The 25,906-nt window shown below is 54.3% G+C and carries 16 protein-coding genes and 1 other RNA gene; 6 read left to right on the top strand and 11 right to left on the bottom strand.

What is annotated here, in order from left to right; translation table 11 throughout:
• Window positions 1–262 precede the first annotated feature (262 nt).
• Window positions 263–650, bottom strand: a transfer-messenger RNA (tmRNA) gene (ssrA, locus tag FHS30_RS03210).
• 725 nt (window positions 651–1,375) lie between these two features.
• Between ssrA and FHS30_RS03205 the strand changes: the two genes are divergently transcribed.
• Entirely contained in the window at window positions 1,376–4,189 is a 2,814-nt protein-coding gene (locus tag FHS30_RS03205) for a CHASE domain-containing protein (protein WP_183908239.1), read from the top strand.
• Between the two features lie 17 nt (window positions 4,190–4,206).
• Here the strand turns inward: FHS30_RS03205 and FHS30_RS03200 are convergent, their stop codons facing one another.
• Window positions 4,207–4,995 carry an ABC transporter substrate-binding protein gene (locus tag FHS30_RS03200; RefSeq protein WP_183908237.1) on the bottom strand — a complete coding sequence of 263 codons (789 nt, stop codon included), beginning with the start codon at window positions 4,993–4,995 and terminating at the stop codon, window positions 4,207–4,209.
• 121 nt (window positions 4,996–5,116) lie between these two features.
• Here FHS30_RS03200 and FHS30_RS03195 point away from each other — a divergent pair, with 121 nt between their 5' ends.
• Window positions 5,117–5,785, top strand: coding sequence for a tRNA (adenine(22)-N(1))-methyltransferase TrmK (locus tag FHS30_RS03195; protein WP_183908235.1), 669 nt, complete (start codon window positions 5,117–5,119; stop codon window positions 5,783–5,785).
• A 73-nt stretch (window positions 5,786–5,858) separates the two neighbouring features.
• Here the strand turns inward: FHS30_RS03195 and FHS30_RS03190 are convergent, their stop codons facing one another.
• Window positions 5,859–6,317: a thioesterase domain-containing protein gene (locus tag FHS30_RS03190; RefSeq protein ID WP_183908233.1), complete on the bottom strand. Its 459-nt coding sequence runs from the start codon at window positions 6,315–6,317 to the stop codon at window positions 5,859–5,861.
• A 54-nt stretch (window positions 6,318–6,371) separates the two neighbouring features.
• On the bottom strand, window positions 6,372–7,577 hold the full coding sequence (locus FHS30_RS03185; RefSeq protein WP_183908231.1) for an MFS transporter: 1,206 nt from the start codon (window positions 7,575–7,577) through the stop codon (window positions 6,372–6,374).
• 158 nt (window positions 7,578–7,735) lie between these two features.
• On the opposite strand from FHS30_RS03185, the gene FHS30_RS03180 reads away from it, so the two are divergent.
• Genes FHS30_RS03180 through FHS30_RS03170 form a run of 3 tightly spaced genes read left to right on the top strand, consistent with a single transcriptional unit; the run spans window position 7,736 to window position 12,200 of the window.
• On the top strand, window positions 7,736–10,168 hold the full coding sequence (locus FHS30_RS03180; RefSeq protein ID WP_183908229.1) for a TonB-dependent receptor: 2,433 nt from the start codon (window positions 7,736–7,738) through the stop codon (window positions 10,166–10,168).
• Window positions 10,169–10,218: 50 nt separating this feature from the next.
• A complete protein-coding gene (locus FHS30_RS03175) occupies window positions 10,219–11,115 on the top strand; it encodes an ROK family protein (RefSeq protein WP_183908227.1) in 897 nt (298 codons plus the stop codon).
• Entirely contained in the window at window positions 11,112–12,200 is a 1,089-nt protein-coding gene (locus FHS30_RS03170; RefSeq protein WP_183908225.1) for a glycoside hydrolase family protein, read from the top strand. Before FHS30_RS03175 ends, FHS30_RS03170 begins: the two co-directional genes overlap by 4 nt.
• Before the next feature lies 1 nt (window position 12,201).
• Here FHS30_RS03170 and FHS30_RS03165 read toward each other — a convergent pair whose 3' ends face one another.
• From FHS30_RS03165 to FHS30_RS03135, 7 genes are all read right to left on the bottom strand, one after another.
• A complete protein-coding gene (locus FHS30_RS03165; protein WP_343048906.1) occupies window positions 12,202–13,224 on the bottom strand; it encodes a LacI family DNA-binding transcriptional regulator in 1,023 nt (340 codons plus the stop codon).
• 96 nt (window positions 13,225–13,320) lie between these two features.
• A complete protein-coding gene (gene meaB, locus FHS30_RS03160) occupies window positions 13,321–14,274 on the bottom strand; it encodes a methylmalonyl Co-A mutase-associated GTPase MeaB (RefSeq protein WP_183908223.1) in 954 nt (317 codons plus the stop codon).
• A gap of 45 nt (window positions 14,275–14,319) precedes the next feature.
• Complete coding sequence (gene scpA, locus FHS30_RS03155; RefSeq protein ID WP_183908221.1) at window positions 14,320–16,461, bottom strand: methylmalonyl-CoA mutase; 2,142 nt, start codon at window positions 16,459–16,461, stop codon at window positions 14,320–14,322.
• A 101-nt stretch (window positions 16,462–16,562) separates the two neighbouring features.
• Window positions 16,563–16,973 (bottom strand): methylmalonyl-CoA epimerase, encoded by a 411-nt coding sequence (gene mce / locus FHS30_RS03150; protein ID WP_183908219.1) that lies wholly within the window; start codon window positions 16,971–16,973, stop codon window positions 16,563–16,565.
• A gap of 3 nt (window positions 16,974–16,976) precedes the next feature.
• The gene (locus FHS30_RS03145; RefSeq protein ID WP_183908216.1) at window positions 16,977–19,835 is read right to left on the bottom strand and encodes a biotin/lipoyl-containing protein; all 2,859 of its coding nucleotides are present in this window, start codon (window positions 19,833–19,835) and stop codon (window positions 16,977–16,979) included.
• 41 nt (window positions 19,836–19,876) lie between these two features.
• The gene (locus tag FHS30_RS03140) at window positions 19,877–21,556 is read right to left on the bottom strand and encodes an acyl-CoA carboxylase subunit beta (RefSeq protein ID WP_183908214.1); all 1,680 of its coding nucleotides are present in this window, start codon (window positions 21,554–21,556) and stop codon (window positions 19,877–19,879) included.
• 339 nt (window positions 21,557–21,895) lie between these two features.
• Window positions 21,896–22,936, bottom strand: a complete 1,041-nt coding sequence (locus tag FHS30_RS03135) for an AraC family transcriptional regulator (protein ID WP_183908212.1) — start codon at window positions 22,934–22,936, stop codon at window positions 21,896–21,898.
• 251 nt (window positions 22,937–23,187) lie between these two features.
• On the opposite strand from FHS30_RS03135, the gene pepN reads away from it, so the two are divergent.
• On the top strand, window positions 23,188–25,800 hold the full coding sequence (pepN, locus tag FHS30_RS03130) for an aminopeptidase N (RefSeq protein ID WP_183908210.1): 2,613 nt from the start codon (window positions 23,188–23,190) through the stop codon (window positions 25,798–25,800).
• Window positions 25,801–25,906: the final 106 nt, after the last annotated feature.

Below are 25,906 nucleotides of genomic sequence, written 5' to 3'. Positions count from 1 at the left end.
CCTGCCGCTTTGTGAACCCAAGGGGGTTCTGCATACCCCCTTCTTCCAGCCAATAAAAAACCCCAGTCCCGAAAAGGACTGGGGTTTTGTATTGGTGGGGCGGGGGATTTCATTCGGGCCGCCCTTGGCCCTCACCCCTTTGGGGCGCCTTTGGCGTGCAAAGCGGCTGTCCTGCCGCTTTGTGAACCCAAGGGGGTTCTGCATACCCCCTTCTTCCAGCCAATAAAAAACCCCAGTCCCGAAAAGGACTGGGGTTTTGTATTGGTGGAGGCGGGGGGATTTGAACCCCCGTCCGACAGTACTCCGCCGTCAGCTCTACATGCTTAGTTCCACTATTTGATTTAACAGCTTACAGCCCAGTGGCCAAGACGTAAGTTGCGATCCTGATAAGTTTTAGCAGATCCACCCCAGGCAGGCTTCACAGCGATCCAGTTCTATATGACAGTCTTTAACGCGGTACTGGCACCTTGCTAAAGACCGCTAAGGGCGAACCCTTAGTTGGAGCTTCACAGACCGCTTACGCGGCTAGTTGGGCACCGTAGTTGTCGTCATTGGCAACTAATAGTTTGCAGCTTTGGATTTACGTGATTGGCTACCCTCACGACATGCACATCGGGTTTTGTTACCGCCGTCGAATCCTAATCGCCCCCTTTCTTCGTGTATTGGCGTGATATTGCGTTGCCCTGCGGTCACTAAACTGCTCACGTACCTATGTACGCTCCGCTTTTAGTGCCTTGGGCGCCTTATCTCACACCACTACACTTTGAAACTTTTCTTCGTACAATGGCGTGATATTGCGTTGCCCTGAGGTCACTAAACTGCTCACCAAAATGACGGGATCATTTTGGGAGTGCGGAGCACCCCGAAGGGTTGGATACAGGAAGTAGACAATCACTTACCTATGTACGCTCGGCAATTGCTCCTGCATTGCTCTAATCAGCTACGTCCTGTAGCGATTCGCTTTTAGTGCCTTGGGCGCCTTATCTCACACCACTACACTTTGAAATTTTTTCTTTATAGAGAAGCCTAATGCGGCGTTGCTCTGCGGATTCAAAGTGCTCATGTACATATGTACACTCCGCGCTTTTCACCTTGAGTGCCTTGCCTTAGCCCCCCCTATTTCGAAATTTTTCTGCGTGAATCTCTACTTCTATTAGGAAAAATTCACTCAAAAATTCTGGGGTAACGGATAAGCCGTTACGGCTAGAACACCGGCGGCGCTGGGCCGTCGGGTGGGAGATTATAGGAAATCCCTAGGTTTATATCTATGGGCAATATGAGGTGACTTCAAGGTCTAGCGGGTAATATCCGCCCGCGGCAGGCAAAGGTAGGGGTGCTGAGCTAAACTTCTGGGACTTTGTCTGGGTCTAAATTTATGCACCTACTGTATGTGCTGCTAGCCGCTGGAGCCTACTATATTGCGGGCCGTTTGGGGTTGATGCTCGCCATTCCACCGGGATTTGCCTCAGCTATATGGCCCGCCGCCGGCATTGCGCTAGCCTGTGTGATGCTATTGCCACGCACTGCGGCACTTCTCGGCATAGCGCTGGGCTCTTTTTGTTTGAATTTGGGTGTGATCAGCAATGGGTTTACAGCGCTAAGCTGGGGCCTCTTGCCCCTGCCCGCAATGATTTGCGTTGGCGCCGCCACTCAGGCCGGCGTGGCCCACTGGCTTTATCGGCGCTTTTTAGGAGAAGTGTTTTGTATCGACACCCCCCGCAACATTGGCTATTTTTTACTCTTGGTCAGCCCACTGGGGTGTGTGATAGGCGCCTCCTTTGGGAGCTCTGCGCTGCTAGCCAATGGCCTCATTAACGCTGGCAATCTGCCATTTACGTGGTTTACCTGGTGGGCGGGCGACACCATTGGCACCATGCTCTTCGCCCCCCTGCTGCTCACTCTGCTTTCGCAAGACAAGAACCTTTCAACGGCTCGACGCTTCAGCATTGCGCTGCCGACAATTTCGATTTTCATGGCCATTGTGTTGGTATTTATGTGGTCTGCGGAGAACCGCAAGCTGCAAATAGAGCAACAACTTAAACTTGAAAGTGCCGACATATTTCAAGCCGCTGAAGAGCGCCTTGGGGTAGCTCAGAATCTGTTGAAGGCCTATGAGGCTGTCATCATTGGATCTGAATCAATTAGCGCCGACCGATTCAATGCCGCCTCTTCCATCTTACTCGCCGAAGACGACCTGATTACTGCGGTAGGATGGATACCTGTGCTGAGCAATTCTGATCGCCCGGAATTTGAACGACAGATGCAGCAGCAGTTAGGTGATGCCTTTCGCCTTACTGAGATTGGCAGCGGTGGCGAGCTCGTAACCGCAGAGCAGCGGTCACGCTACTACCCTGTACAATACATTTACCCGCAGCAAGGAAATGAGCGGGCCGTAGGTCTGAATTTAGGCGCCAATGCCTCGCGACTTCGCGCACTTGAAAATGCCCATGCTTTGCGGCGACCCGTGGCGACCCAGCCATTGCAGTTAGTACAAGCCACCGAAACGTCGATGTCTGTTATCTTATATCGACCGATTTACCACCATGTCGCCAGCCAAACCGCCAATGCAAACACAACCTTATATACACCCACCAGATTACTTGGCTTTATTAGCGGCGTGTTTACGTTCAATAGGCTTTTTACAGACCTAATTGACAAAGCCAAAGTGAAGAACTTTAACTTTTCACTGATGGACGTCACAGATCGAAACCAATCAATAGACTTAATAAACAACAAGGCCACCGCTTCCCGCGGATACTCAAGCATCGTTTACACTGCAAAATTTGGCGAGCGAACCTTAGCCTTTACATTTTCGCCGGATGAAAACTTCGCTTTGATTTCAAAAGATTGGAGTAGCTGGAATATTTTGACGTTTGGGTTTTTACTGGCGGCGCTCATTCAAGGGTTCATCCTGCTCATCACTGGTCACACGGCCTCTGTTCAAGAAGAAGTCAAGCTAAAAACCAGTGAACTGCAAAAAGCAAAAGAACAGGCGGAATTCGCCAACAAAGCAAAAACAAACTTTTTGGCCAATATGAGCCACGAGCTGCGAACGCCCCTGCACGCGGTCACAGGATTAATATCTTTATGCATGAAAACAACCACTACCCCAGAACAAACTCACTACTTAACCAAGGCTAAAACTGCCGCAAGCGCGCTAATGGATTTGATCAATCAAACGCTAGACTACTCCAAAATCGAGTCCGGACAATTCGCTCTAGACAAGCATCCGTTTAATTTGCGCGAATCCCTGAAAAGAATACACGCGATCTTTTCAACTGAAGCACAGGCTAAAAACATAGATTTTATCTTCGACCTGCCAGAGCGCGCACCAGAGCGGTTTATTGGCGACGGATTAAGAGTGGAACAAATACTTCTAAATATCTGCGGCAACGCAATCAAGTTCACCTCGCGCGGCCAGGTCAAACTCAGCTTATCCATTTCCGACCTAGACCAAACGGGCAGCACGGCCGACTTGACATTTACCGTACAAGACACAGGCATTGGCATAGATAAGGCTGAGATTCATACACTTTTCAACGCCTTCCACCAAGCCGATGTAAGCACCACTCGAAAATTTGGTGGGACCGGACTAGGACTCAGCATATGTAAGAAATTGGCGGAGTCTATGGGAGGCTCCATAGAAATAGAGAGTGAACTGTGCGTAGGAACCCAAGTCACCGTACGTCTGACATTGGCCGTGGAAAATCCAGACGCCAGCATCAGTCTTGAACATATCGACCAACAGCCACAAGCCACCACTACAGAAGTGGTTCCAGACGACTACACGCAACTTTTGCGAGGAAAGAACGTATTGATCGTAGAAGATATTCCAATAAATCAGGAAATTGCACGGTTTATGATGGAAGATTTTGGCGCGACAGTAACACTGGCCAACAACGGCGTTGAAGCCCTTGAAATTATTAAAAACACACCGGCATTCGACCTAGTACTTATGGATATCCAAATGCCAGAAATGGATGGAATTGAAGCCACTCGACAGATTCGTGCACAGGAGTCGCACAGCAATCTACCCATCATCGCCATGACCGCGAACGCCGTCAAGAACGATGTCGACGCCAGCCTAAGCGCCGGCATGAACGCCCATGTAGCCAAACCCATTGACGAAGTGGATCTAATCGAAAAGATTCGAAAATGCTTAACTGAGACTAAGCAAGCAATAACGTGAATAGTAAAATTCTGAAACTACTTGGCCGTTAATGCCTGCAGATGATCACTGTAGATTGCTTCGTATCGGCCACTCTCGCGCACCTTCTTTAGCGCAGCGTTAAATGTTTGGCAAAGCGCAGCGTCCTTGAACCCCATACGCGACTCAATTTTTGGAAAGATGTCATGAACAACCACTTCACTCAAAGAATGTGCACGCTGCTCAAGCTTCTTTTTTGCATTTAGGAAAATAAACAAGTCACCCACACTGACTTGGTAACGCAGACTAAATAATATTTTAGCTTGTAGCTCTGGCTTGCCCACTTCCTGATAATGTTTGTCATCGATCAATTGCGAAAACTCGCTCCCAAAAAAGTTCCGAGCTCCCTCAAATGTCACAATACTTTTACCTTTCAGTGCTGACACCGTCGAAATCGATATGGCGTCTTCCGCCAATGTAATCGCCACGTCCCGAAACCGAAATACAGGGTCGCTCCTACATGTATCTATGTCGGCAGAATCAAAAAGGTTAGCTACGGCATCCAGTCGACCCGCATTATAGTTGGCCAGCAGCGAGTTATTACTGTGTCCAAATACAAAAGCAGGTTCGGCGTTAGGAATCTCAGAAAATATCTCACGAATAAGATCGGCAAAAATTCCGGATTGATTGCGCTCAACAAAATAGGGTTCGAAATTCCCCATACCAATGGTCACTTTTCGAACATGTTCACCATCGTCCGCCACGCGCTCTGCAGCAGATTGAGATGCGTATAGACATGCTGCCAACACGCATGCTGCAACGTTAAACGATGAAACGACCTTGTTCACAGCCACCATTCCTATGAAAACAATCACCTAGCAGCAAATATAGTCTAATTTCTGAGCTGTCATTGCCATAATGGCAATGATATCTGCTAGCATTGCTGCCTTATTCGGACACACTGTCACCATGGATATCCAACTCGGCAAACGCCTCCAGCTCCTCGCCCGCATTATTCATAGCCAACACTCACGCACTCCCTACGATCAAGTGTGGGATTGCTGCTGTGATCACGGCTTACTGGGGCGCTACTTGCTCACCCGAGAAATCGGCAAGCAGGTTCATTTCGTCGATCGCGTGGCCGACATCATGGCCCTACTCCCACCGTTGCTAACCCACATCGACAGCAGCCGCTATCAACTGCTAACGCAAGACGCTGCCACACTCCGCCTGAAATCCGGCCCGCGACATGCTGTCATCATCGCAGGCATAGGCGGCGAATTGGCCACCAGCATGCTGGACGCCATCGTCACCAACAATCCAGACGCCACTGTTGATTTTCTGCTGTGCCCCAACAATTCGATTTTCGATCTGCGAGACTATTTAGCGGGCGGCCCTTTTACACTGCTACACGAGCAGCTAATAAAAGAGCGGAAATGGTTTTATGAAGCAATATTGGTCAGGAAAGGCAGTGAAGGTAAGCAGGTCTCGGTGACGGGCGAATTCTGGGAGAAAAATAATAGGGATCATGCAGAATATATGCAGCGGCTGATGGGCCACTGCAACTCATTGCTGCATTCTTCAGATAAGGAATTGGCCAGAGAAAGAATTGAGCGTTATTCAGCGTTTACAGAATGACATTAAAAACTCCAACTAATTTAGGGCTGAAAATAAATACAAGGGTATTCTTGAGCGCGCCTGTAATAACTCCCTAAGCGCCTAGAATCGCGTACTTCCCCTCAAACTCCACCGCCAGCCGACCACTGCATTCTATGGTGGCGCTCAGCCAGATACTGGCTTTGCCGTTGCTATTGAAGGCGTCAAATAAGGCGTTTAGTTGGTCCGGCGATGGCGCTTGGCAGATGGCACGGATATCACCTTGCACCGGGGCTTTGTATTTTATTTTGCCCTCGGCGACCACTTGATTGCATTTCACGCCGCGCGCTTGTGTCTGCAGGTAGATCATGCCCCAGCAGGCCATAACCGCCGCATTGTAGAGGCTGCCGCCAAAGGCGGTGGATTTATCATTGATGTTCGGCGCCAGTGGCGCCTTCAGTACCAGCGTCTGGCCGTCGTAGTGGTCCAACCGCAACCCCATGAAGCCGGTTAACGGCAGGTGCTCGTCAAAAAAAGCGTTGAGTTTGTGGGCGACATCGGTAGGCGGCAGCATAGAAATTCCTGTGATAAATTTCCGCTATTGTAAATAAATCTGCCGCCACCCACATCACACACCTATCGCCAATCGCTCGGCAGCGGGATCTTTCAGCCAGTTGAATACGGCTCCCAGCCACAGCAGTGCTGCACAGATCAGACACAGGACAAAGCCGTAGTTGATATGGCCCAGCCAATCCCCCAGAACACCCATCAGAAGCGGACCGAGTGCAGCGGCTACTGCCGTGAAAAACAAGATCAAGCCAGCCACTGCCCCGTGCTCACAGACCGGAAAGCAACTGATACCCTTGGAGTTCAACGTTGGGTAGACGATCGACATAAACAGCCCAGACAATGGCAGTAGCCAAAGCGCCACGTCCACGCCCAGCGCAACACTTAACATGTAACAAACCAGAATCCCGCCAGTAAACAGCACCAGCGCCAGCTTCCAATCCAGGATCATCAGGATCCAAGCGCCAAGGAATCGTCCGGCGGCGCGAAACACGAAGAATATCGACAACGCATAAGCCGCCAGCTCAGTCCAGTCGCCCTGGTAGTCCAACAACAGCGTTGGCATCCACACATAGATTGCCGCCTCAACCACCACATACAAAGCAATACCAGCAGAAAAAAACAAAGCATAAGGATCGCGCATCTTGGCGAAGGCCGCCGTCCACTTTACGGGGCGCTGCGGCTGTACATGCCTGGGATAGCGGGTGCGCGAAGCGAGCATGAGCAGCAGCACTGCACATATCCCGGCCAACAGATATACATAGGTCCAGTCGACGCCGCGACTCAGCAAATAAGTGACCAGGGTCGGGCCCAGAATTGCTCCCACGCCAAAAAAGCCCTCCACCAGATTCATGGTGGAAGTGTGCTCCCGACAATCCACCGATATGTCTCCCACCAAAGCCAACGCCGCCGTCTTAAACACACCAATGGCCACGCCAGATACCAGCAGCAGGCAAAGAAAATAGATAAAGCCGCTACCCAGCACAAACAGAAAGCAGGCCACGGAAAATAAGCCCAAACCAAGCAAGATAGCCAGTTTGCGCCCCAACCGGTCTGCCAGAAACCCAAGGCAAATGCCACTCAGGGCAATCGCGATCATAGTGCCGTAATGGAAGGTGGCCGCTTGGGTAAGGCTCAGGTCAAACTGCCGGATTACCTCGGGAATGATGACTCCGACGGCGTCCGTAGTCATCGCAAAAATGAAGAACATCATGTAAGTCAACAGCTTGATTGACCGGAAGTCGGGCCTAGCGGCAGCAGGTTTCATGGAAAGCTCTCACAGTGGTTTATGGTTATTTTTTGAATTGTATGCACAAAAATTACCCATTGCAACCGGTTGCAAAGTATGCTGCAATCGGTTGCAACAACTATGCGCTCTATAGAGCCTACGAATACCATCAACAACAATAATCGGAGAGCAACGCCATGATGAAGCCTACCCCTTCATTTTCCCCCCGTCCCCTCGCCCTGCTGATCGCGGGCCTGTCGCTGGTCTGTTCAGCGCCAGTCCTGGCGGAAACACTGGCTCTGGAAGAGGTGGTGGTCACAGCCATCCCCGGCGCAAAATCCAAAATGGACGCCTCGGCCTCGATCACCACAGTCAGCAATGAACGGATCGACAACACCGTCCCCCGCTCCACCACGGAAATATTCCGTTCGATCCCCGGCATCCGCTCGGAGTCCTCCGCGGGAGAAAGCAATACCAACATTTCCGTACGCGGTATTCCGGTGGCGTCGGGCGGCGGTAAATTCCTGCAGCTGCACGAAGATGGGCTGCCGGCACTGCAGTTCGGCGACATCATCGTCGGCAACGCCGACAACTTCATCAGCTACGACTGGAGCGTTGATCGCATCGAGGCGCTGAAGGGCTCAACCGCCGCCACGATGGCGAGTAACTCGCCCGCCGGGGTGATCAACTTTGTCAGCAAGACCGGCGAGGAAGAAGGTGGCTCCATCGGCCTGAGCGCCGGGCTGGACTACGACAGCACCCGCTTGGATTTTGAGTACGGCTTGCCGGTGGGCGACTGGGCTTTCCACGTGGGCGGCTACTACCGTCAGGGTGAAGGCGTGCGCGAAACCGGTTTCAACGGCAATGATGGTGGCCAGATCAAGCTCAGCGTGCGACGTGGCTTCGAGCGCGGACATGCTCGAGTCTACGTCAAAATGCTCGACGACCAGACCAGCACCTACCTGCCGATGCCCATGCTTGCCAGCAGCGACAGCGTGCCCGGCTTCGACGCGCTGACCGGCTCCAACCTGCCGGCCGAAATGCTGCGTGTACGCACCGGCGATGGCGGCACGGGCATCCGCAACGCCAGCATCGGCAACGGCAGCAAGGTGAGCTCCCACGTGATTGGCGGCGAATTTGAGGTGGACTTTACCGACAGCCTGACGCTGAAAGAAAAAATCCGGGTGGCGCAGAACAGCGGTAATTTCTTTGGCGCCTTTACCGCAGCACTGGGCAGCGCAGAGAACCCATCCGGCATCTCCGGCGTGCTTACTGATGCCGACGGCCTCGCCTACGCCAGCGGCGCCAATGCCGGCCAGTTACTGACGGCGTCTGAATTGGCCAACCTCAATGGCAATGGCCTGATCCAGAATATCCGCAGCTTCGACAATGACATCAAAAGCCTGAATAACTTCACCAACGATATCAGCCTGACCAAGCGATTCGAGAACATGGAAATTACCGGTGGCTACTACACCGCCAGCCAGGATGTGGATGTGAACTGGTACTGGCAAACCTACCTGGCCGACGTGTCGGACGATGTGCGCCTGCTGGATGCCTATGAAGGCAATAACGCGCTTACCACCGGCGGACTGGTGGCCTACGGCGCGCCCGACTGGGGCTACTGCTGCTACCGCGACACAGAACTGTCTACCCAGGTTGACGCGGTCTATCTGGCTGTCAGTGCCGACGTCACCGACACCCTCATCCTGAGTGCCAGTGTGCGCTACGACGATGGCGAAGGTGTGGGACACTATGCATTTGGCGAAAATGCCGCCATTGATTTCAACAACGATGGCAACATCAGCCTGGCTGAAAGCCACGCCCAGGTCATCACCCAGGCCGCCATTGCCGGCTCGCAATACCGCTATGACTGGGCCTACACCTCCTATGCACTGGGGGCCAACTGGCTGCTGAACGACAACACCGCACTGTTTGCCAACATCAGTGAGGGTGGCCGCGCAAACGCCGACCGGCTGGGTGACGGCGGCTTTATTACCAACGGCCGGGTAGTGGATGGCGCGGTGGAAAACATGGTGCGCCAATATGAGTTTGGTGTGAAAAATGAGGGCGATGTTTTCGGGATTTTTGCCACCGCCTTCTACGTGGAAACCGACGATGTGAACTCCGAAGGCACCAGCGGCGCCACCAATACCGCGCGGGTACGTGAATATGAATCCACCGGAGTGGAACTGGAGGCGATCGCCAACTTCGACAAGCTGTCACTGTTTGGCACACTCACCTGGACCGACGCCGAAATCAGTGCGTCCAATGACGCCAGCCTGATCGGCAACAAGCCACGCCGACAGGCCGATCTGGTCTACTCGGCTAACGCCACCTACTTCTGGCAGGGTCACTCAATGGGCGTCAACCTGATTGGTACCGCGGATTCCTACGCCCAAGACGCCAACGACTACAAGCTCGATGGCTACGCCTACCTTAACGCGTTCATTCGCTATCAACTCGCCGAGGGCGTTACCGCCACGCTGTCCGTGAACAACCTCACCGATGCAGTGGGCATGACCGAGGCGGAAGAAAACACACCGGTCGCCATCAATGGCACAGACTATGTCCGCGGTCGCTCCATTGCGGGCCGCTCGACCAACCTGTCACTGAAATACGAGTTCTGAAAACAATCCTAGTTTGCCGGGTCTGCGACCCGGCTTTTTTGGAGCCCCAAATGCAGCGCCCACTAATTGCCGCCATTGAAGCGGGAGGCACGAAATTCAATCTTACGGTGGGATACTCACACGACCAGCCGTTAGAGAAGATCCGCTTCAGCACCACCCATCCGGAGCAAACTTTTCAACGCTGCCAGGCATTTCTCGCGGAGGCTGCCGATCGCCACGGTCCGCCGGCGGGCATTGGCATCGCCAGCTTCGGCCCAATCGATATCCGGCCCGACAGCCCGAGCTATGGAACCTTTATGGATACCCCCAAACCGGGTTGGACCGGTGTGGATTTCCGAGCTGCGCTGGCGCAATTTCGCTGCCCGGTGGTGATTGACACAGACGTCAACGCCGCCGCGCTGGCGGAGTACCGGGCGCGAGCCATGCATGGTAAAAGCCTCGCCTACATCACGCTCGGTACCGGCCTGGGCGTGGGACTCTGTAACGATGGCAGCAGTCTCCATTCCCACCTGCACCCGGAGCTCGGGCACCTGCACAGCGAAGCCTTGGCAGGCGAACCCTCGGGCACTTGCCCGTTCCACCCACGCTGCATCGAAGGGTTGATCTGCGGCCCGGCGCTAGCCAAGCGCTGGGATATCCGACCTGAGCAGGCGCCCGACGACCACCCATTGTGGGACAACCTCGCCCACCACCTGGCTACTCTGTGCCGAACAGTTACCCTGGCCTATTCACCCCACAGCATCGTGCTGGGGGGCGGCGTCATGCAGCGGCCGGGGCTATTCCAGCGACTGAACGCAGCCTTCTCCTCCCAGATCGGCAACTATCTGGCGCACCAGCTGTTCCCCCAAGGCATCGACCAATTTATTGAGCCGCCATCGTATGCCGATGCCGGCCTGGTGGGCGCGTTTTATCTGGCACACGCACGCATAGCAGGGCACGAAGTATGATTCCCGAACCCGAAAAACAAACTTTCCGTGCCGGTATTGCGCACCCAGCGCTGTACCTCTGGGACGCCTGGTCCACCCGTTCCGGCGACACGACCCACCTCTATTGCCTGGCGGTAAGTCGCCAGCTCCCTGATGGCACTGCGCTCGAAGCGAACCAGCGTAATCACCAACCTTTCCACATCCGTCACTTCAGTTCACAGGACGGTGGCGCAAGCTGGCGCGATCTAGGCGTTTTTCAGCGCCACGGACAGGCCCGAGACCGGCATGATGAGCGTACTATCTGGAGCGGCTCGGTGATGCAACTTACGGATGGCCGCTGGCTGTTTGGCTATACCGGGATACGCGACCGCGGACCAGACCGCCTGTTCGTGCAGAATCTGGCCTGCGTTCTGGCGCAGGATTCAGTTCGCCCCACCGACGGCAGCCAACAACTGTTGTTGTGCCCTGAGCGCGACCGGGACTACATCGAGTCGGCGGGATACTACCTAGGTGACGCAGGCGAGCTGGGCAGCAATCAGGGTGAAGCCGGCGGGCCCATTCTCGCGTGGCGCGACCCGTTCATGTTTTACGACCTGCAGGGCGAGTTGATGATGGTATGGGCGGCAAAAAATACTGCCCGGCAGAATGCCATGGGACTGGCGCGCCTGACGCTCGACGGCGACGCACTTTCCGTCGCAGAACTCTATCCGCCGGTGCAGATGCCCGACAGCGACGAATACAGCCAACTTGAGGTGCCAAAAATCTATCCCGACAGCACCCGCAATCGGTACCTATTGGTTATTGCAGCCTCCACCCGTCAATCCGAGCAACAACCCGACGAGGAGGTGGAAAAAACCATGCGGATTTACTGCGGCAACGCACTGCGCGGCCCCTGGCATAAGGGCGCGCGCACGACCAGCGTCCTCGGCAATACCCAACACCTGTTTGGCATGACCGTGCTGGCTGCCGATTGGCAACAGCAGCGCCTATGCTGCATTGCGCCCACCACTGAGCGCGCGGACAAACCGCTGACCTTCGCGCCCCGGTTTGAGGTAGATATTACTGACCTGGGTGGGGAAAACCCGCTGCGAGCAAGGGCACTGTGAACTAACTGGAACCGCGCACTATGACGCCCGGGTTCAGGCTGACGAACTCGGGCGTGTGACCTGCCAGTGCCTCCAGCAGGTTATCCACCAGAACCTTGCCACCCAATGAAAGGTTCTGGTGCACTGTGGTCAGCGGCGGATTGTAGTAGGCAGCAAGGCTTATGTCGTCGTAACCCACTACCGATACCTGGCCCGGCACCTGCAGACCATTTTCCTTGAGCGCAAGGATCGCCGACATCGCAAGTACATCGCTCACTGCAAAAACACCATCGAACGCGATGCCCGAATCTATCAGGTGGCACATGGCACTATAGCCATCGGCTTCACCATAGCAACCATCAATAACCAGCTCGGACTCAACTGCTATACCCGCCACGTCCAGCGCATCACAATAGCCTTGATAGCGCTGCAACACTTCTGGTAACGACTTGTATCCGAGAAATACGATGCGCTGGCGTTGGCGTGATAAGAGATGTTCTGTTGCTCTGCGCCCGCCAAGTACATTGTCGCTGCCCACCACCGGGTAGTTCTGATTCTCACTGATTTTCGCTCCCCACACCGAAATCGCCTTGAAGTGCTCGGCAATGCGGTCGATGGTGTCGTGGTGCGAGCCCTGACCAATAAGGATCACGCCATCGGCCGAACGCTTATCAATAAACTCCTCAATCCACTCGCCCTCCTGAGGAGAGATACGCGACAGCAACAGCTGATGGCCGTGTTCGTCCACCGCCTCGGCGATTGCCGCGAGCAATTCCAGAAAGAAGGGGTCTGAGAGTTTAAAGTCCACATCACTGGCACTGGGCAACAGCACAGCAAACGTGAGTGATTCTTTTAACCGGAAGTTGCGAGCGGCGGTATTAAGCCTGTAGTTCTGCTCGCGGGCGATACGCATTACCAGGTCGCGGGTCTGCTGATTGACCAAGGTGGATCCGGACAATGCGCGCGACACAGTGGACTTGGACACACCGGCCAAGCGCGCGATGTCAGACATCTGCGGGTACTGTTGCTTGGGTTTATCAGCCACCGAGGGTTTCCTGCCTGTTGGTCCATCAATGCCGGGGGGGGTCCCGGCGCCTGGCAAGTGTGCCACAAGCGATGAATCGATACCAAGCGGGCCGGACTACAGCAAATCGAGAATTGTTTTCGCCGCATTATAGGGCGTCACGCGATTGTCGATGACGCCGGCCTGCAGTTCCGTCATCTTGTGTTTAATCGCGGGGTTTTCGGTGAGTCTGCGCTCCAGCATTTGATGGATCAGTTTTTTCATCCACTCGGCGTTTTGACGGGCGCGCTTGCCGTGGAAGGCACCGTGTTCATCGGCTTGCACTTTATAGTCCTCGATCATGGTCCACACTTGATCGATACCGGATTTATTGAGGGCCGAACAGGTTTCCACGCGCGGCGTCCAAAAGGCGCCGTGCCGAATGAGGTGAAACGCACTTTGGTAGTGTTGTTGTGTGCGCGTGGCCAGGTTCAAACTTTCGCCATCGGCCTTGTTGATTACCAGCGCATCGGCCAGTTCCATTATGCCGCGCTTAATGCCCTGCAATTCATCGCCGGCATTGGGCAGCATCAACACCAAAAAGAAATCCACCATAGCGGCCACTTCGTATTCGGATTGGCCCACTCCGACGGTTTCCACCAGGATCACATCGTAGCCCGCCGCCTCACAGAGCAACATGGTTTCGCGGGTCTTTTGTGCAACGCCGCCCAATGCGCCTTCCGAGGGCGAGGGGCGAATAAACGCATTGGCTTCGCGCGAGAGTTCTTCCATGCGCGTCTTGTCGCCCAGAATACTGCCTCCGCGCACTGGTGACGATGGATCAACGGCTAGCACCGCCACCTTTTTACCCAGCGCAATAAGGTGCTTGCCGAAGGCCTCAATAAAGGTGGACTTGCCCACGCCCGGAATACCGCTGATCCCGATGCGGATGCTCTTGCCTGAATCTGGCAGCACCGCCTCTAGCAATTGCTGCGCTTGATCGCGATGGCTATCGAGCTTGCTTTCCACCAGCGTAATGGCTTTCGCCAATGCACGCCGGTTGCCGGCTTTTAATAACGCAATGTCGATCATAGAATCACAAACTCAAATGGCCACATAAAGTAGAGTGCGACGCGCTTATGCGCGCGCCGCTTTAATGGCCTCTAGTACTTGGCGTGCAGATACGGGAATTTTAGTCCCGGGCCCAAAAATGCCTTTAACGCCCGCCTGCTCTAAAAACCCGTAATCCTGCTTTGGAATCACACCGCCTGCCACCACGATGATGTCATCGGCGCCCTGCTTCTTCAGCTCGGCAATCAATTCAGGAATGAGCGTTTTATGGCCCGCGGCCTGCGAGGACACACCCACAACGTGTACATCGTTTTCCACCGCTTGACGAGCCACCTCTTCGGGGGTAGAAAACATGGGTGATAAATCAATATCAAAGCCCACATCGGCAAACGCTGTCGCAATGACTTTAGCGCCTCGATCGTGGCCGTCTTGGCCCATCTTGCACACCAGCATACGCGGGCGGCGCCCTTCACTCGCTTCAAAGCGTTCGATATCGGCTTTAATAGCGGTCCATTCAGGGTCGTTTTCGTAGGATGCGCCATACACGCCTGATATGGTGCGAGCTTGCGCGTTATAGCGCCCAAATACCTCTTCCATAGCGTCAGATATCTCCCCGACAGTGGCGCGCAATCGCGCGGCCTTGACGGACAAGTCTAACAGATTGCCTTGGCCGGTCTTCGCCGCAGCGGTAATGTCAGCCAGCGCTTGGGCAACGGCGGCGTTATTGCGACTGGCACGCACTTCGTTGATGCGCTTAATTTGCGAATCGCGCACCGCTACGTTATCGACTTCAAGAATCTCCAGATCGTCTTCTTGATCGAGCACATATTTATTCACGCCCACGATCACATCTTCACCGCGATCAATGCGCGCTTGTTTTTTAGCTGCCGACTCTTCAATGCGCAATTTCGGCAAGCCGGCCTCAATGGCTTTCGCCATGCCACCGTTTTCTTCAATTTCTTCGATCAGCTCCCACGCTTTGTCGGCAATTTCTTGCGTGAGCGTTTCCATCATGTAGGAACCGCCCCAGGGGTCTACCACCTGCGTGATGCCCGTCTCTTCCTGAATAATAATTTGCGTGTTGCGGGCAATGCGCGCCGAGAATTCGGTGGGCAGGGCCACAGCTTCATCGAGCGCATTGGTATGCAGCGACTGAGTGCCGCCAAACACCGCGGCCATGGCTTCAATAGTGGTGCGGATGACGTTGTTGTAAGGGTCTTGCTCAGTGAGCGACCAGCCCGATGTTTGGCTGTGGGTGCGCAGCATGGAAGACTTTGGATTTTGCGGTTTAAACTCCTCCATAATTTTGTGCCACAACAACCGGCCCGCGCGCAGCTTGGCAATCTCCATGTAAAAATTCATGGAAATTCCCCAGAAGAATGACAGCCGCGGTGCAAAGGCGTCCACATCGAGACCTGCGGCCAGTGCCGTGCGCACATACTCACGACCATCGGAAAGCGTATAGGCCAGTTCCAGTGCCGCGTCGGCACCGGCCTCTTGAATGTGGTAGCCGGAAATGGAAATAGAATTGAATTTCGGCATGTGTTGGCTGGTGTAGCCAATAATGTCGCCGATAATTTTCATGGATGGCGCAGGCGGATAAATATAGGTATTGCGCACCATGAATTCTTTTAAGATATCGTTCTGAATGGTGCCCGCCAATTTATCTTGTGTTACGCCCTGCTCTTCCGCAGCAACGATGTAATTGGCCAGGATGGGTAGCACCGCGCCGTTCATGGTCATAGACACGGACACTTTATCCAACGGAATACCGTCAAATAAAATTTTCATGTCTTCCACGGAATCAATAGCCACTCCCGCCTTACCCACGTCGCCGGATACGCGCGGATGGTCGGAGTCGTAGCCGCGGTGAGTCGCCAAATCAAAAGCCACCGACACGCCCTGCGCCCCGGCTTTTAGATTTTTGCGATAGAACGCATTGGACTCTTCCGCCGTAGAAAAGCCCGCGTACTGGCGAATTGTCCAAGGGCGGCCCGCATACATGGTGGCCTGTGGACCGCGCACATAGGGTGCGAATCCGGGCAAGGTATCGGCGTTGGGCAATTTATCCAAATCTGCACGCGTGTAGAGCGTTTTAATGTGGATGCCTTCGGGCGTGTGCCACACCATTTCCTCAGGCGTGAGCCCCTTCATCTGCTTGGTGGCCAGCGCTTCCCATTCGGCCAAGGTGTATTTTTTCTCTGTCATGTTTGCCTCATTGCCCACAAATTTGCGGGCTGAATTCTGCTTAAATCGTACATAGTCAATGCGGGTACCCCACGTAATAGGGTGATTACTCAACCCCGCCGTCAGTGCTCGCCCATGGGTTGGCTTAACTCTATAAGCACACCGTCGCAACTTTTAGGGTGAATGAAGATCACTTTGCAGTTGTGCGCCCCAAGCGAGGGCTGCTCAGACAAAAACTGGTAACCTTTTTCTTTAAGCCGGGCGACGTCTGCCTCAATATCATCGGTACGAAAACACAGGTGATGCAAACCACCGCCACGCTTTTCCAAATAGCCCGCGATCGGACCCTCGCCATTGAGTGGATGTACCAATTCAATTTGCGTGGGCGGGAGCGGAAAAAATGCCGTACTGGTTTTGGCGGTGGCCACGTCTTCGCGACCGTTGTAGTTTAAACCAAAGTCCTCCATAAACCGCTTGATCGCCTTTTCCAAATCGGGCACGGCAATGGCAATGTGATCGAGTGCAGTGATCATTAGCTACCCCTTAATGCTCGCCAGAAACACATCCGTCCGCTCTCGGCGGCGCGCGGTAATCGTTTCGGGCGATTCAAATTCAATTTTTTCAGCCGGCGTAATCTTAAACAGCGGCTGTCCTTTCTTAATGATGGCGCCATCATCGGGCACGAGAATTTCATCAATGGTGCCCGCAAAGGGTGCGTTCACCTTATTGAACATTTTCATCACTTCCACGATGTAAAGCGGATCACCGGCGTTAAACTCACTGCCCACAGTGACAAAGGGCGGGCGATCTGGCGCTTCACGGGCGTAGAACATACCGCCACTGGCCGCCAAGATTTCGTCTGACTTGGCCTGCGGCGGGGGCACTAACACCTTCGCCATCGCCGATTGCAGCGCGGTCTCGGTTAACCGGTCGGGAATGGTAATCGTCAGATCTTCATTCACACACAGATCGAAAAAGTCCGTTTCACAGGCGAGGAACATGGGCAGCGCGAGTATATCCATGCCCGCTTGATAACCGCGGTGCGCTGCCTGAATGTGGGCCCAAGTTTCAGCGCTAAAATCTGACGGGGCGTCACCCTGTAACAGGGTATCTAGCGCGCGATAATCGCGTTCGCCCAAGGTATCTTCCAACTGGCTGTAGAACGCTAAAGCCTGCGTCAGAATTTCGTGATCGTGATCCCAAATCATATTTGCCGCTGGCCGGCCCGCGCGATAATCCATATTGAGGAATGTGTAGGTATCGGCCAATAGCTGCACCGGATTGATCTGCCAAACTACGCGCTGATCTTGCAATAGTGCGTGGCATTTATGAACGGAAACCCAACCGGCCAATATGTGGGGCGACTCCAACAACATGGCAATGGGGCGGGTAATCAGCAATTGCTTGCGGGCTAATACCGATTGCAATTCAGCTTGCTGCGCCGTCGGCGCGTCTGCCACTGCGTGCGCACAAAGCTGTTGATAGGCATAGGGCAGGTCTTGATTGTTCGCCGCCTGTTTCAACAAACCCACGGCCGTTAAATAGGGCACGATAAACCGCGTGGTGGGACGCGCATTGATATTGTTGCCCAAAAACCAATTGACCAATCCGTAGTGAAACTCGAGATTGGTGGCCAAATCCTTGCCGCGCAATTGTGTAACGCGCAAGATTTCCGCCATGCGCTCGTAGGTTTGCCGACGGTTTTCGCCCACGCTTAGCAGCAATGCAATATTGGAATCGTAGGCCCCTGCCAAATGGTACTTCATGAATACATCGGTGTCGGGATTGTGCAGACTGATGCCCTGATCATCGCGTATTTCGCCGGCAATGGCGTCGGACCACTTTTCAATCATGCCGCCCGCGTGTGGTTGCAGTGCTTGGTTGGTGGCATTCAAGCGCGCTTCAACCGACGCGGTATGGCGCAATACACGGGTTGGCTTTGGCAAGCGTGGTCCGTGAGCCGCCAGCAATACCATTGCCTCCACCAATGAGTGGACCACAAAACTTTCATGGGGCTCATCCGGGTTGGTAAAACGCAGCGCGTAGCACAATTCCGTGACGCGATGCTCCACTTGAATACGCGTATTCATTTCCATGAAGAAATGTTTGTCGCGATCCACAATACACTCAAAAGTGGACACCGAATCTAGGCCCACTGCCCGACCGAAAATTTCAGACTCCTCTTCCATTTTCTTGAGCGTGATAAGGTCCTGACGCAGCACCTTGGCTTCAGCTTCGTTGCCGGCCTGCTCGGCGGTGGCTAACGCCTGCTCCAGATCTTCGGTAATGACCGACACTTCCAACAGTTTTTGTTCGTGCATTTGCAGCGAGCAATCGCGACCGCCCAGTGCCAGTGCCCATTCGCCATTGCCGATCACCTGAATTTCTTGGTGACGGGTGGTTTCGATATTCAGTTCCACCAGTACGTTTTTGTTATCGCCAACGCCCGTGGTTTTAACTTCATTGAGAATTTCTAACACCAATTCAGGTGCCTTGGCGGCGGCCTGTTCGATACGACTTTCGAGCTCACCCTCGTAGGCCGCCGGCGACGCTAAGATGCGCTGCCCCTTGCCGCCCCCACCGCCAATGGCCTTTAAACGAATGCGGTTCTCAGGGTAGTCGCGACTCATTACCATGACTTGTTCGCGAATGGTTTCTGACAGCTCTGCAATGGTGTACAGGTCGATGCCCTTGTCGTAACTGGCGGCCAACACCATATCGGCTTTATCCGCTAAGGACACCTCGGCGCTATCAAACTTTGCGGAGTCTACGGTTAATGCCTGCGTTGCAATCACATCGCGCAGCGCGGCTTCGTCTGGGTATTTTTTTAACAAGGTGAGCGCAGTGGCGTTATCCACACCGGGCGTCACCGAAACACCGACTTTTAACGCAGTGCGCTTGGCCTCGTCTTTCAAACCGGCGTCGTGAACGGTGCGCGAGCAGGGCCCAATAAAATTGAGGCCAGCAGCTTCCATGGCCGCCACCATGGTTTCATCTTCGGCCATAAAGCCGTAGCCGGCGTAGATGGCGTTGTAACCATTGCCCTGCGCGATATTAATGATTTGGCGAATGCGCTCTTCGCGCTCGGCCTTGGTGGCGCCGGTGTAATCGGGCACGCGGTGTACGCGGTTGGGATCGGTAAGCTTGCGCAGTTCGGGCGCCAAGGCATTTTGATAGACGATGGAATCTTTTTCAGACAGCAGAATGCCGTAGTGGCCGATGCCCATCTCTTCGAATACATCCATGGCTTCTTTGCGAATCGGGCCACGGCAAATAATTAGCGGACGAATGTGTGCGCAGTCAAAGGATTTAATCCATGCGCTGTCAGCTAAGCCCAGTCGGCGGTCGCGATGAATGAGCGGGTTGTTCAAATAATAATTGTTGGAATGTTCCACTGTTTCAATCTCTCAATATTCGGTTGCGGCTTGGCCGTGGCTCAGTGAAATTCGCGCTGAACGCCGTTAAAGGGTTCGGGCACATAGTGTCTCAAATGGAACGCCATGTTTTTGCACAGCAGCGCACGTAGGTCACAGGGCATGACAATCTGTGAAATTGAGCCCAGCGACAGCGCCTCGTTAGGATTCATCAACTCCTGCTCGTAGCGCGTTTTCAGCGCGGCCTCCTGTTGCACCTGCCAGGCCTGCACGGCCGCGGCATCTTCGCCGTCGGCCAAGCGCTGTTTGACCGCGCCGCGAATTTTTTGCAGCTCTTCTTTGTAAACAAATTCAACACCGGCTGGCCCCATAACCGCAGCGCGCGTTGAGGGCAGCGCCACCACTAAGTCGGCACCGGTGGGATAGTTGTTGTAGGAGGCGTAGGCACCGCCAAAGGCGTTGCGAATAATGACCAAAAAACGCGGTGTGCGCAGGTCGATGATCGCATCCAACATGGCGCGACCGGCTTGCACAATGCCATTTTGCTCTTGCTCTTTACCCGGCAAAAAGCCCGTGGTGTCTTCCATAAAAATCACGGGGATGTTGTACAAATTACAGAAGCGAATGAAGCGCGCATTTTTGTAGGCCGCATCAATATCGATCTGACCAGAGGCGACGGCGGAGTTGTTGGCCACAAATCCGACCACGTTGCCGCCCATGCGGCCCAGGGCGGTGACGGTATTGCGCGCGCGATCGGGTTGCACTTCCATGAAATCGCCGTGATCACACAGCTGCTGGATGATGATGGAAATATCCAGCGGCGTGTTGAAACCACTGGGCGAATTAAAGGCCTTTTTCAACAGGATATCGATATCCCAGGTTTTGCGATCGACGGGGTCCGAGGTGGGCTGAAACGGTGCGAGTTCGCCATTGTTGCTGGGCAAGTAACGCAACAAGGCTTTCACTTTGCGCAGTGCCGCCACTTCATCGGGCACCACAAAATCCGTCACACCCGATTGTGAATGGACGCCAGGGCCGCCCAATTCATCGGGGGTCACGTCTTCACCCAATACCGATTTCACGACGCCGGGGCCGGTCAAGCCGAAAAATGTATCGTTGGGCTGAATCAAAAAACTGCCCTGGCGGGGCAGGTAGGAGCCGCCACCGGCGTTAAATCCAAACATGCACATGATGGACGGCACCACGCCAGAGATTTTGCGCAGCGCGGTAAACGCCTCGGCATAGCCGTCAAGGCCACCCACACCAGCGGGCACGTAGGCACCGGCAGAATCGTTCAAGCCCACCAAGGGAATGCGGCGCTTGCCGGCAAGCTCAAATAATCGCGCCAACTTCTTGCCGTTGGTGGCGTCCATGGAGCCCGCGCGCACGGTGAAATCGTGGCCGTACACCGCCACATCGCGGCCGTTAATTTTGACGATGGCGGTCACCAAGGAGGCACCATCCAAATTCTTGCCCCAGTTCTGAAACAGCACGGTGGGCTCCTCGTCGGTGAGCACCGACAATCGCTCCCAGATGGTCATGCGGTTCTTGGCGTGCTGGCGCTGAATATTGCGCTCGCCAGCGGCTTTACGGGGCCGTTGAATCAGGTCGTAACCCTGCTGCAGGTTGGCTTCATACAAGCCCGGCTCATAGCTGGCCTGCCCGGGCACACTGAATTCTTGCGCGGGCGATGCATCAAAGGGATTGTCCAAGCTCACTTGGGGCGTGGCAGTTTTAGTCATGGTGTTTCCAACCGTCGTCTTCAAATTGGTAAAGGGCCAAAATAGACCCGTCTATTACAGATGGCGCGATGATAAACAAGAATGTCCACCACAAAAACACATAAAAACTGCGTGCAGCTTCCGATAAAAATCAATAAGCTGCTGTTTTTAAAGCAATTAAAATTAATTGCATACGTAACCAATCACAAATACGCATACATTAAATAGACATATTCGATCACAAGCTGATGCTATATGTCTTTTGTATTGGCAGATTTTGTCTATTGTGGATGATTGGTCAGATTGTGGCACCCAGACAGCATAGCCCACCCAGGGTATGAACCTAGCGCAGAGGTGGGGCTAGCGGAATAGGTGGTCTGGCAGGTCTAGCGCGCCGCGCGCCGCGCGCTCGGCGCGAAACTCGGTGGGGGTTTTGCCCTGCCACTGTCGAAATGCGCGGGTAAAGGCGCGCGGCTCGCTGAAATCCAGCAGTCGCGCCACCTCGGCGATGGGCAGGCTGCGATTGGCCAGCAGTTCGGTGGCCATATCGTTGCGTAAATTGTCTTTGATTTGCTGATAGCTGATGCCTTCAGCCGTGAGCTTGCGGCGCAGCGTTTGCTCGCTAACCCCCACCATTCGAGCCAGCGCATCGGCATTGGGGAGGCTCAGCACTTGACCATCTTTTGGTTGTAGCAGCTGATTAATGCGCGCCGTTAGGCTGGTGTCTTCACCGGGTATGGTGAGCATATCAATGGGCGCGCGCCGCAAAAACACCTGTAGCTCACGTCTACTTTTAACCAGTGGCTGACTGAGATAGCTGCGGTGAAACACCAAGCGGTTTACTTTACTTTTTAAATGGGTGGGGCAGCGAAATAGCAGCCTAAATTCCTCGGCATCGATGGGCGTGTAGTTGATGTAGGCTCCCACCAGCTTAATGGGCTTGCCGATGTACCAGCTGGCGAACCGGTGCCAGATGACGTGCCAGTACTCAATGTAAAAATGCTCGAAATCCAACTCAGGGCGCTTAAACACGGTGGTGAGGTAGACGTGCTCGCCCTCATAGTCCAGGGACATCTGTAGCTCGTCGGTGATTTGGTTGTAGAAGCGAATACCCCTTTGCAGTAAGCCTTCCAGGGTTTCTGCGGTGGACACCCATTCGGCCATCAAGGCAAAGGTACCCAATTTCACCGGGCGCTCGGTAAAGCCCATGAATTCATCATTGAGCGCCTTGGCAATGCCGTAATACAGGCGCGCCACCAAATCCACGTGAATACGGGCCTTGGGGTCGCGCAGAGGGCGCTCGGGAATGCGCGCCATGCGCAGCAGCGCTTTGGGGTTTAAGCCCCGGGCCTTAGCGCCACCGAGCGCGCTCTTTATGTAGTGGGTACCGATAGTCGCCATGGCATTCTCGAATCGACAGAGTCGCGAGCTTACCAAACTGCAGCGCCAACGCACCAGCTGCGGCAAACGGAGCCCTAAGTGCGACAAACTGACAGACGCAGCGGCCCACAGCCATTACCCTTGCGGCCTGGTTCGGCTCAATCGTCAACAACCACAGCATCACCGCGACCAACCGGTTGCATTTCGCACGTCTCGTTGCCGCGAAACGCGGTCGATTACCGCCAATTACTCCAACAATATGGGTTATCGCTATGAAATCCTGGTTACTTCCTTTAGCAGCCATTGCCTTGTCGGGCAGTTTACTTTCGGCCTGCGCCAATGCGCCCAAACAAGCGCAATCAGTTGAACGAACGGCAGCGCCCATGCTGGAGCGCCACGTGGCCGCAGCGCGCGCCAAACGCGTCAGCGATGTGAGCTACCGCTTTGATTTGCACCTGCCCGCCGACAACGTGCCCTTTACCGGCACCGCCAATATTAAGTTCACCCTGCGCGATGCAAGTCAGCCCCTAACGCTGGATTTTGTCGACGGCGATGTGCACAGCATTACCTTAAATGGCAAATCCGTTGCCGTAGATCACAACGGCTTTTTCATTACCTTGCCAGCTTCGGCGTTGCGCGAAGGCGCACAGGATTTAACCATCGCCTACAGTCATCCCTATCGCCGCGATGGCTCTGGTTTGCATTGGTTTCAAGATCCCGAAGACAACCAAACCTATTTGTACACCCAGTTTGAAGATTATCACTTCAACAAAGTATTCCCCGGCTTCGATCAGCCCGACTTAAAAGCCACTTATGAAATGACCGTTGCTACGCCCGCCCACTGGCAGGTGTTTACGGCCATGCGCGAAGACCGCGTTGAGGGCATCGACGGCGATTACAAAGTGTGGCATTTCCCGAAAAGCGAGAAGTTTTCCACCTACATATTTTCCCTACACGCGGGCCCCTACAAAGTTTGGGAAGACAACAGTCACCGCGTGCCATTGCGTTTATTTGCCCGTCAAAGCTACGCGCAATACGTGAACGCCGAGCAATGGTTTGAAGTGACCAAACAGGGATTGGATTTTTTCGATAACTATTTTGAATATCCCTACCCCTTTTCCAAATACGATCAAGGCGTAGTGCCCGACTTCAATTTTGGTGCCATGGAAAATGTGGGCGCGGTCACCTTCACCGAACGCCTGCAACCACGCCGCGCGCAAACCCGCAAAGACCAAGAGTCTATGACCATGGTGGTCATGCACGAAATGGCGCATCACTGGTTTGGCAATCTGGTCACCATGAAGTGGTGGGACGACATTTGGCTGAACGAAAGCTTTGCCGATTTCATGGGCTACTACGCCACCGCCAAGGCCACGGAATTTACCGAGGCCATGGACAGCTTTTCTGGCAGTCGCAAGAGCTGGGGTTACAGTGAAGATCAATGGATCACCAGCCACCCCATCGTGCAAGACATTCCCAACACTGAAGTGGTTATGGCCAGCATTGATGGCATCACCTATGCCAAAGGCGCGTCTGCACTTATCCAGCTAAAGCACTACATTGGCGATGATAAATTTCAGCAGGCACTGGCGCTGCACTTTGATCGCTACGCCTTTAAAAATGCACAACTGAAAGACTTTTTGGCCACCCTGAGTGAAGTGGCCGGGCAAGACTTGAGCCAGTGGAGCGCCCAGTGGTTAGAGCAGGCCGGCGTCAATGCCCTGCAAGCCAACTTCAGCTGCGCCAACGGCAAAATCACCGCCTTCGACATGGAGCAGTTCCCCGCCAACGTGAGTGGCGCACTGCGCATGCACAAACTGGATGCACTGCTGACTGCAGCCGATGGCAGCACACAAACCATCGAGGTGAATGTCACCGATCGCCATAATCCGCAGCCAACGGCCATTGGCAAAGCGTGTCCCGTTTTTGTGCTGCCCAACGTGTCGGATTACACCTTTGCGCGCACACTGCTGGACGAAAAATCCGTCGCGTATTTGCAGAGCAATCTGAATAATTTCGACAACCCGATTCAGAAATCCATGATCTGGCGCAGCCTGTACGAATCCATGATCGACGGCAAAATGGCGGCCACCGACATGCTGGATCTGGCCTTGAAAAATCTGCCCGGCGAAACTAACCCGACCCTGCTGCGCTCGGCATTAGGCAGCGCACAATCGGCCTATAACTACTTGGTGCTGCGCCCCTTTGTGCGCGATACCGGTGGCGACTTGGCCGCACAATACCGCAAACGCCTAGAGCAAATGGCGTGGCTGGGCTACCAAAAGCAAACCGGCGCGGCGCAACGCACTTGGTTTGGCTTGTGGGTTTCCATGCTGCACACCCAACAGGACAAAGCGCTTGACCTGCTCAAGAGCGGCGATCTGAGCTTGGACGATCGCTGGCGTATAGCTGGCGCTCTGGTGCGCGAGCAGCACCCAAAGGCAGAGCAATGGGTGGCCACCTTAGCGGAGCAGGACCAGTCGGCAAGCGGCAAGATGAATCGCTTGGCAGCCCTCTCGCAAGCGCCCAATCTGGACATCAAGCGCCAGTGGATTCAAGAAGCCACCAAACAAGATAGCGAATATGCATACAGCCAATTGCGCGGCCTACTCTGGGGTTTGATTCCCGTGGAGCAGCACGGCCTAAACCTGGCACTGGAAACTGAAATCATGACGGCCTTCTTAGGCATGACCGACACCCAGTCGCCAACCATGCAAGCCACCTTCGGCGGCGCACTGTTGCCACGCAAGTGTTCACTGGACGCACAGGCCGCCTTGCTGGCACTGGCTGAAAACGACGCACTGCCAGCGACAGTGGTGAAAAACATCAAGAAGGGATCACAGGCGGAAGCGCGCTGTGTGAACGTGCAAAACAAGCTCGACTGATTGACGCGCTTGCTCAATGAAGCCACCTTCGGGTGGCTTTTTTTATGGGCGCAATTCACCGATAGCCAGCCAGCCCAATTCGTGTCACTCGCGCCCAAGCCTGATA

Source organism: Simiduia aestuariiviva (genome assembly GCF_014192475.1).
GTDB lineage: Bacteria > Pseudomonadota > Gammaproteobacteria > Pseudomonadales > Cellvibrionaceae > Simiduia > Simiduia aestuariiviva.
This window is presented reverse-complemented; position numbering and strand designations above follow the sequence as displayed.

Bases quoted from the DNA above. Each gene is read 5' to 3' on its own strand.
- meaB (WP_183908223.1), bottom strand. From the start codon at position 14,274: ATGATCGACATTGCGTTATTAAAAGCCGGCAACCGGCGTGCATTGGCG.
- FHS30_RS03140 (WP_183908214.1), bottom strand. From the start codon at position 21,556: ATGACTAAAACTGCCACGCCCCAAGTGAGCTTGGACAATCCCTTTGAT.
- pepN (WP_183908210.1), top strand. From the start codon at position 23,188: ATGAAATCCTGGTTACTTCCTTTAGCAGCCATTGCCTTGTCGGGCAGT.
- FHS30_RS03185 (WP_183908231.1), bottom strand. From the start codon at position 7,577: ATGAAACCTGCTGCCGCTAGGCCCGACTTCCGGTCAATCAAGCTGTTG.
- FHS30_RS03190 (WP_183908233.1), bottom strand. From the start codon at position 6,317: ATGCTGCCGCCTACCGATGTCGCCCACAAACTCAACGCTTTTTTTGAC.
- FHS30_RS03175 (WP_183908227.1), top strand. From the start codon at position 10,219: ATGCAGCGCCCACTAATTGCCGCCATTGAAGCGGGAGGCACGAAATTC.
- FHS30_RS03170 (WP_183908225.1), top strand. From the start codon at position 11,112: ATGATTCCCGAACCCGAAAAACAAACTTTCCGTGCCGGTATTGCGCAC.
- FHS30_RS03135 (WP_183908212.1), bottom strand. From the start codon at position 22,936: ATGGCGACTATCGGTACCCACTACATAAAGAGCGCGCTCGGTGGCGCT.
- FHS30_RS03180 (WP_183908229.1), top strand. From the start codon at position 7,736: ATGATGAAGCCTACCCCTTCATTTTCCCCCCGTCCCCTCGCCCTGCTG.
- scpA (WP_183908221.1), bottom strand. From the start codon at position 16,461: ATGACAGAGAAAAAATACACCTTGGCCGAATGGGAAGCGCTGGCCACC.
- mce (WP_183908219.1), bottom strand. From the start codon at position 16,973: ATGATCACTGCACTCGATCACATTGCCATTGCCGTGCCCGATTTGGAA.
- FHS30_RS03205 (WP_183908239.1), top strand. From the start codon at position 1,376: ATGCACCTACTGTATGTGCTGCTAGCCGCTGGAGCCTACTATATTGCG.
- FHS30_RS03195 (WP_183908235.1), top strand. From the start codon at position 5,117: ATGGATATCCAACTCGGCAAACGCCTCCAGCTCCTCGCCCGCATTATT.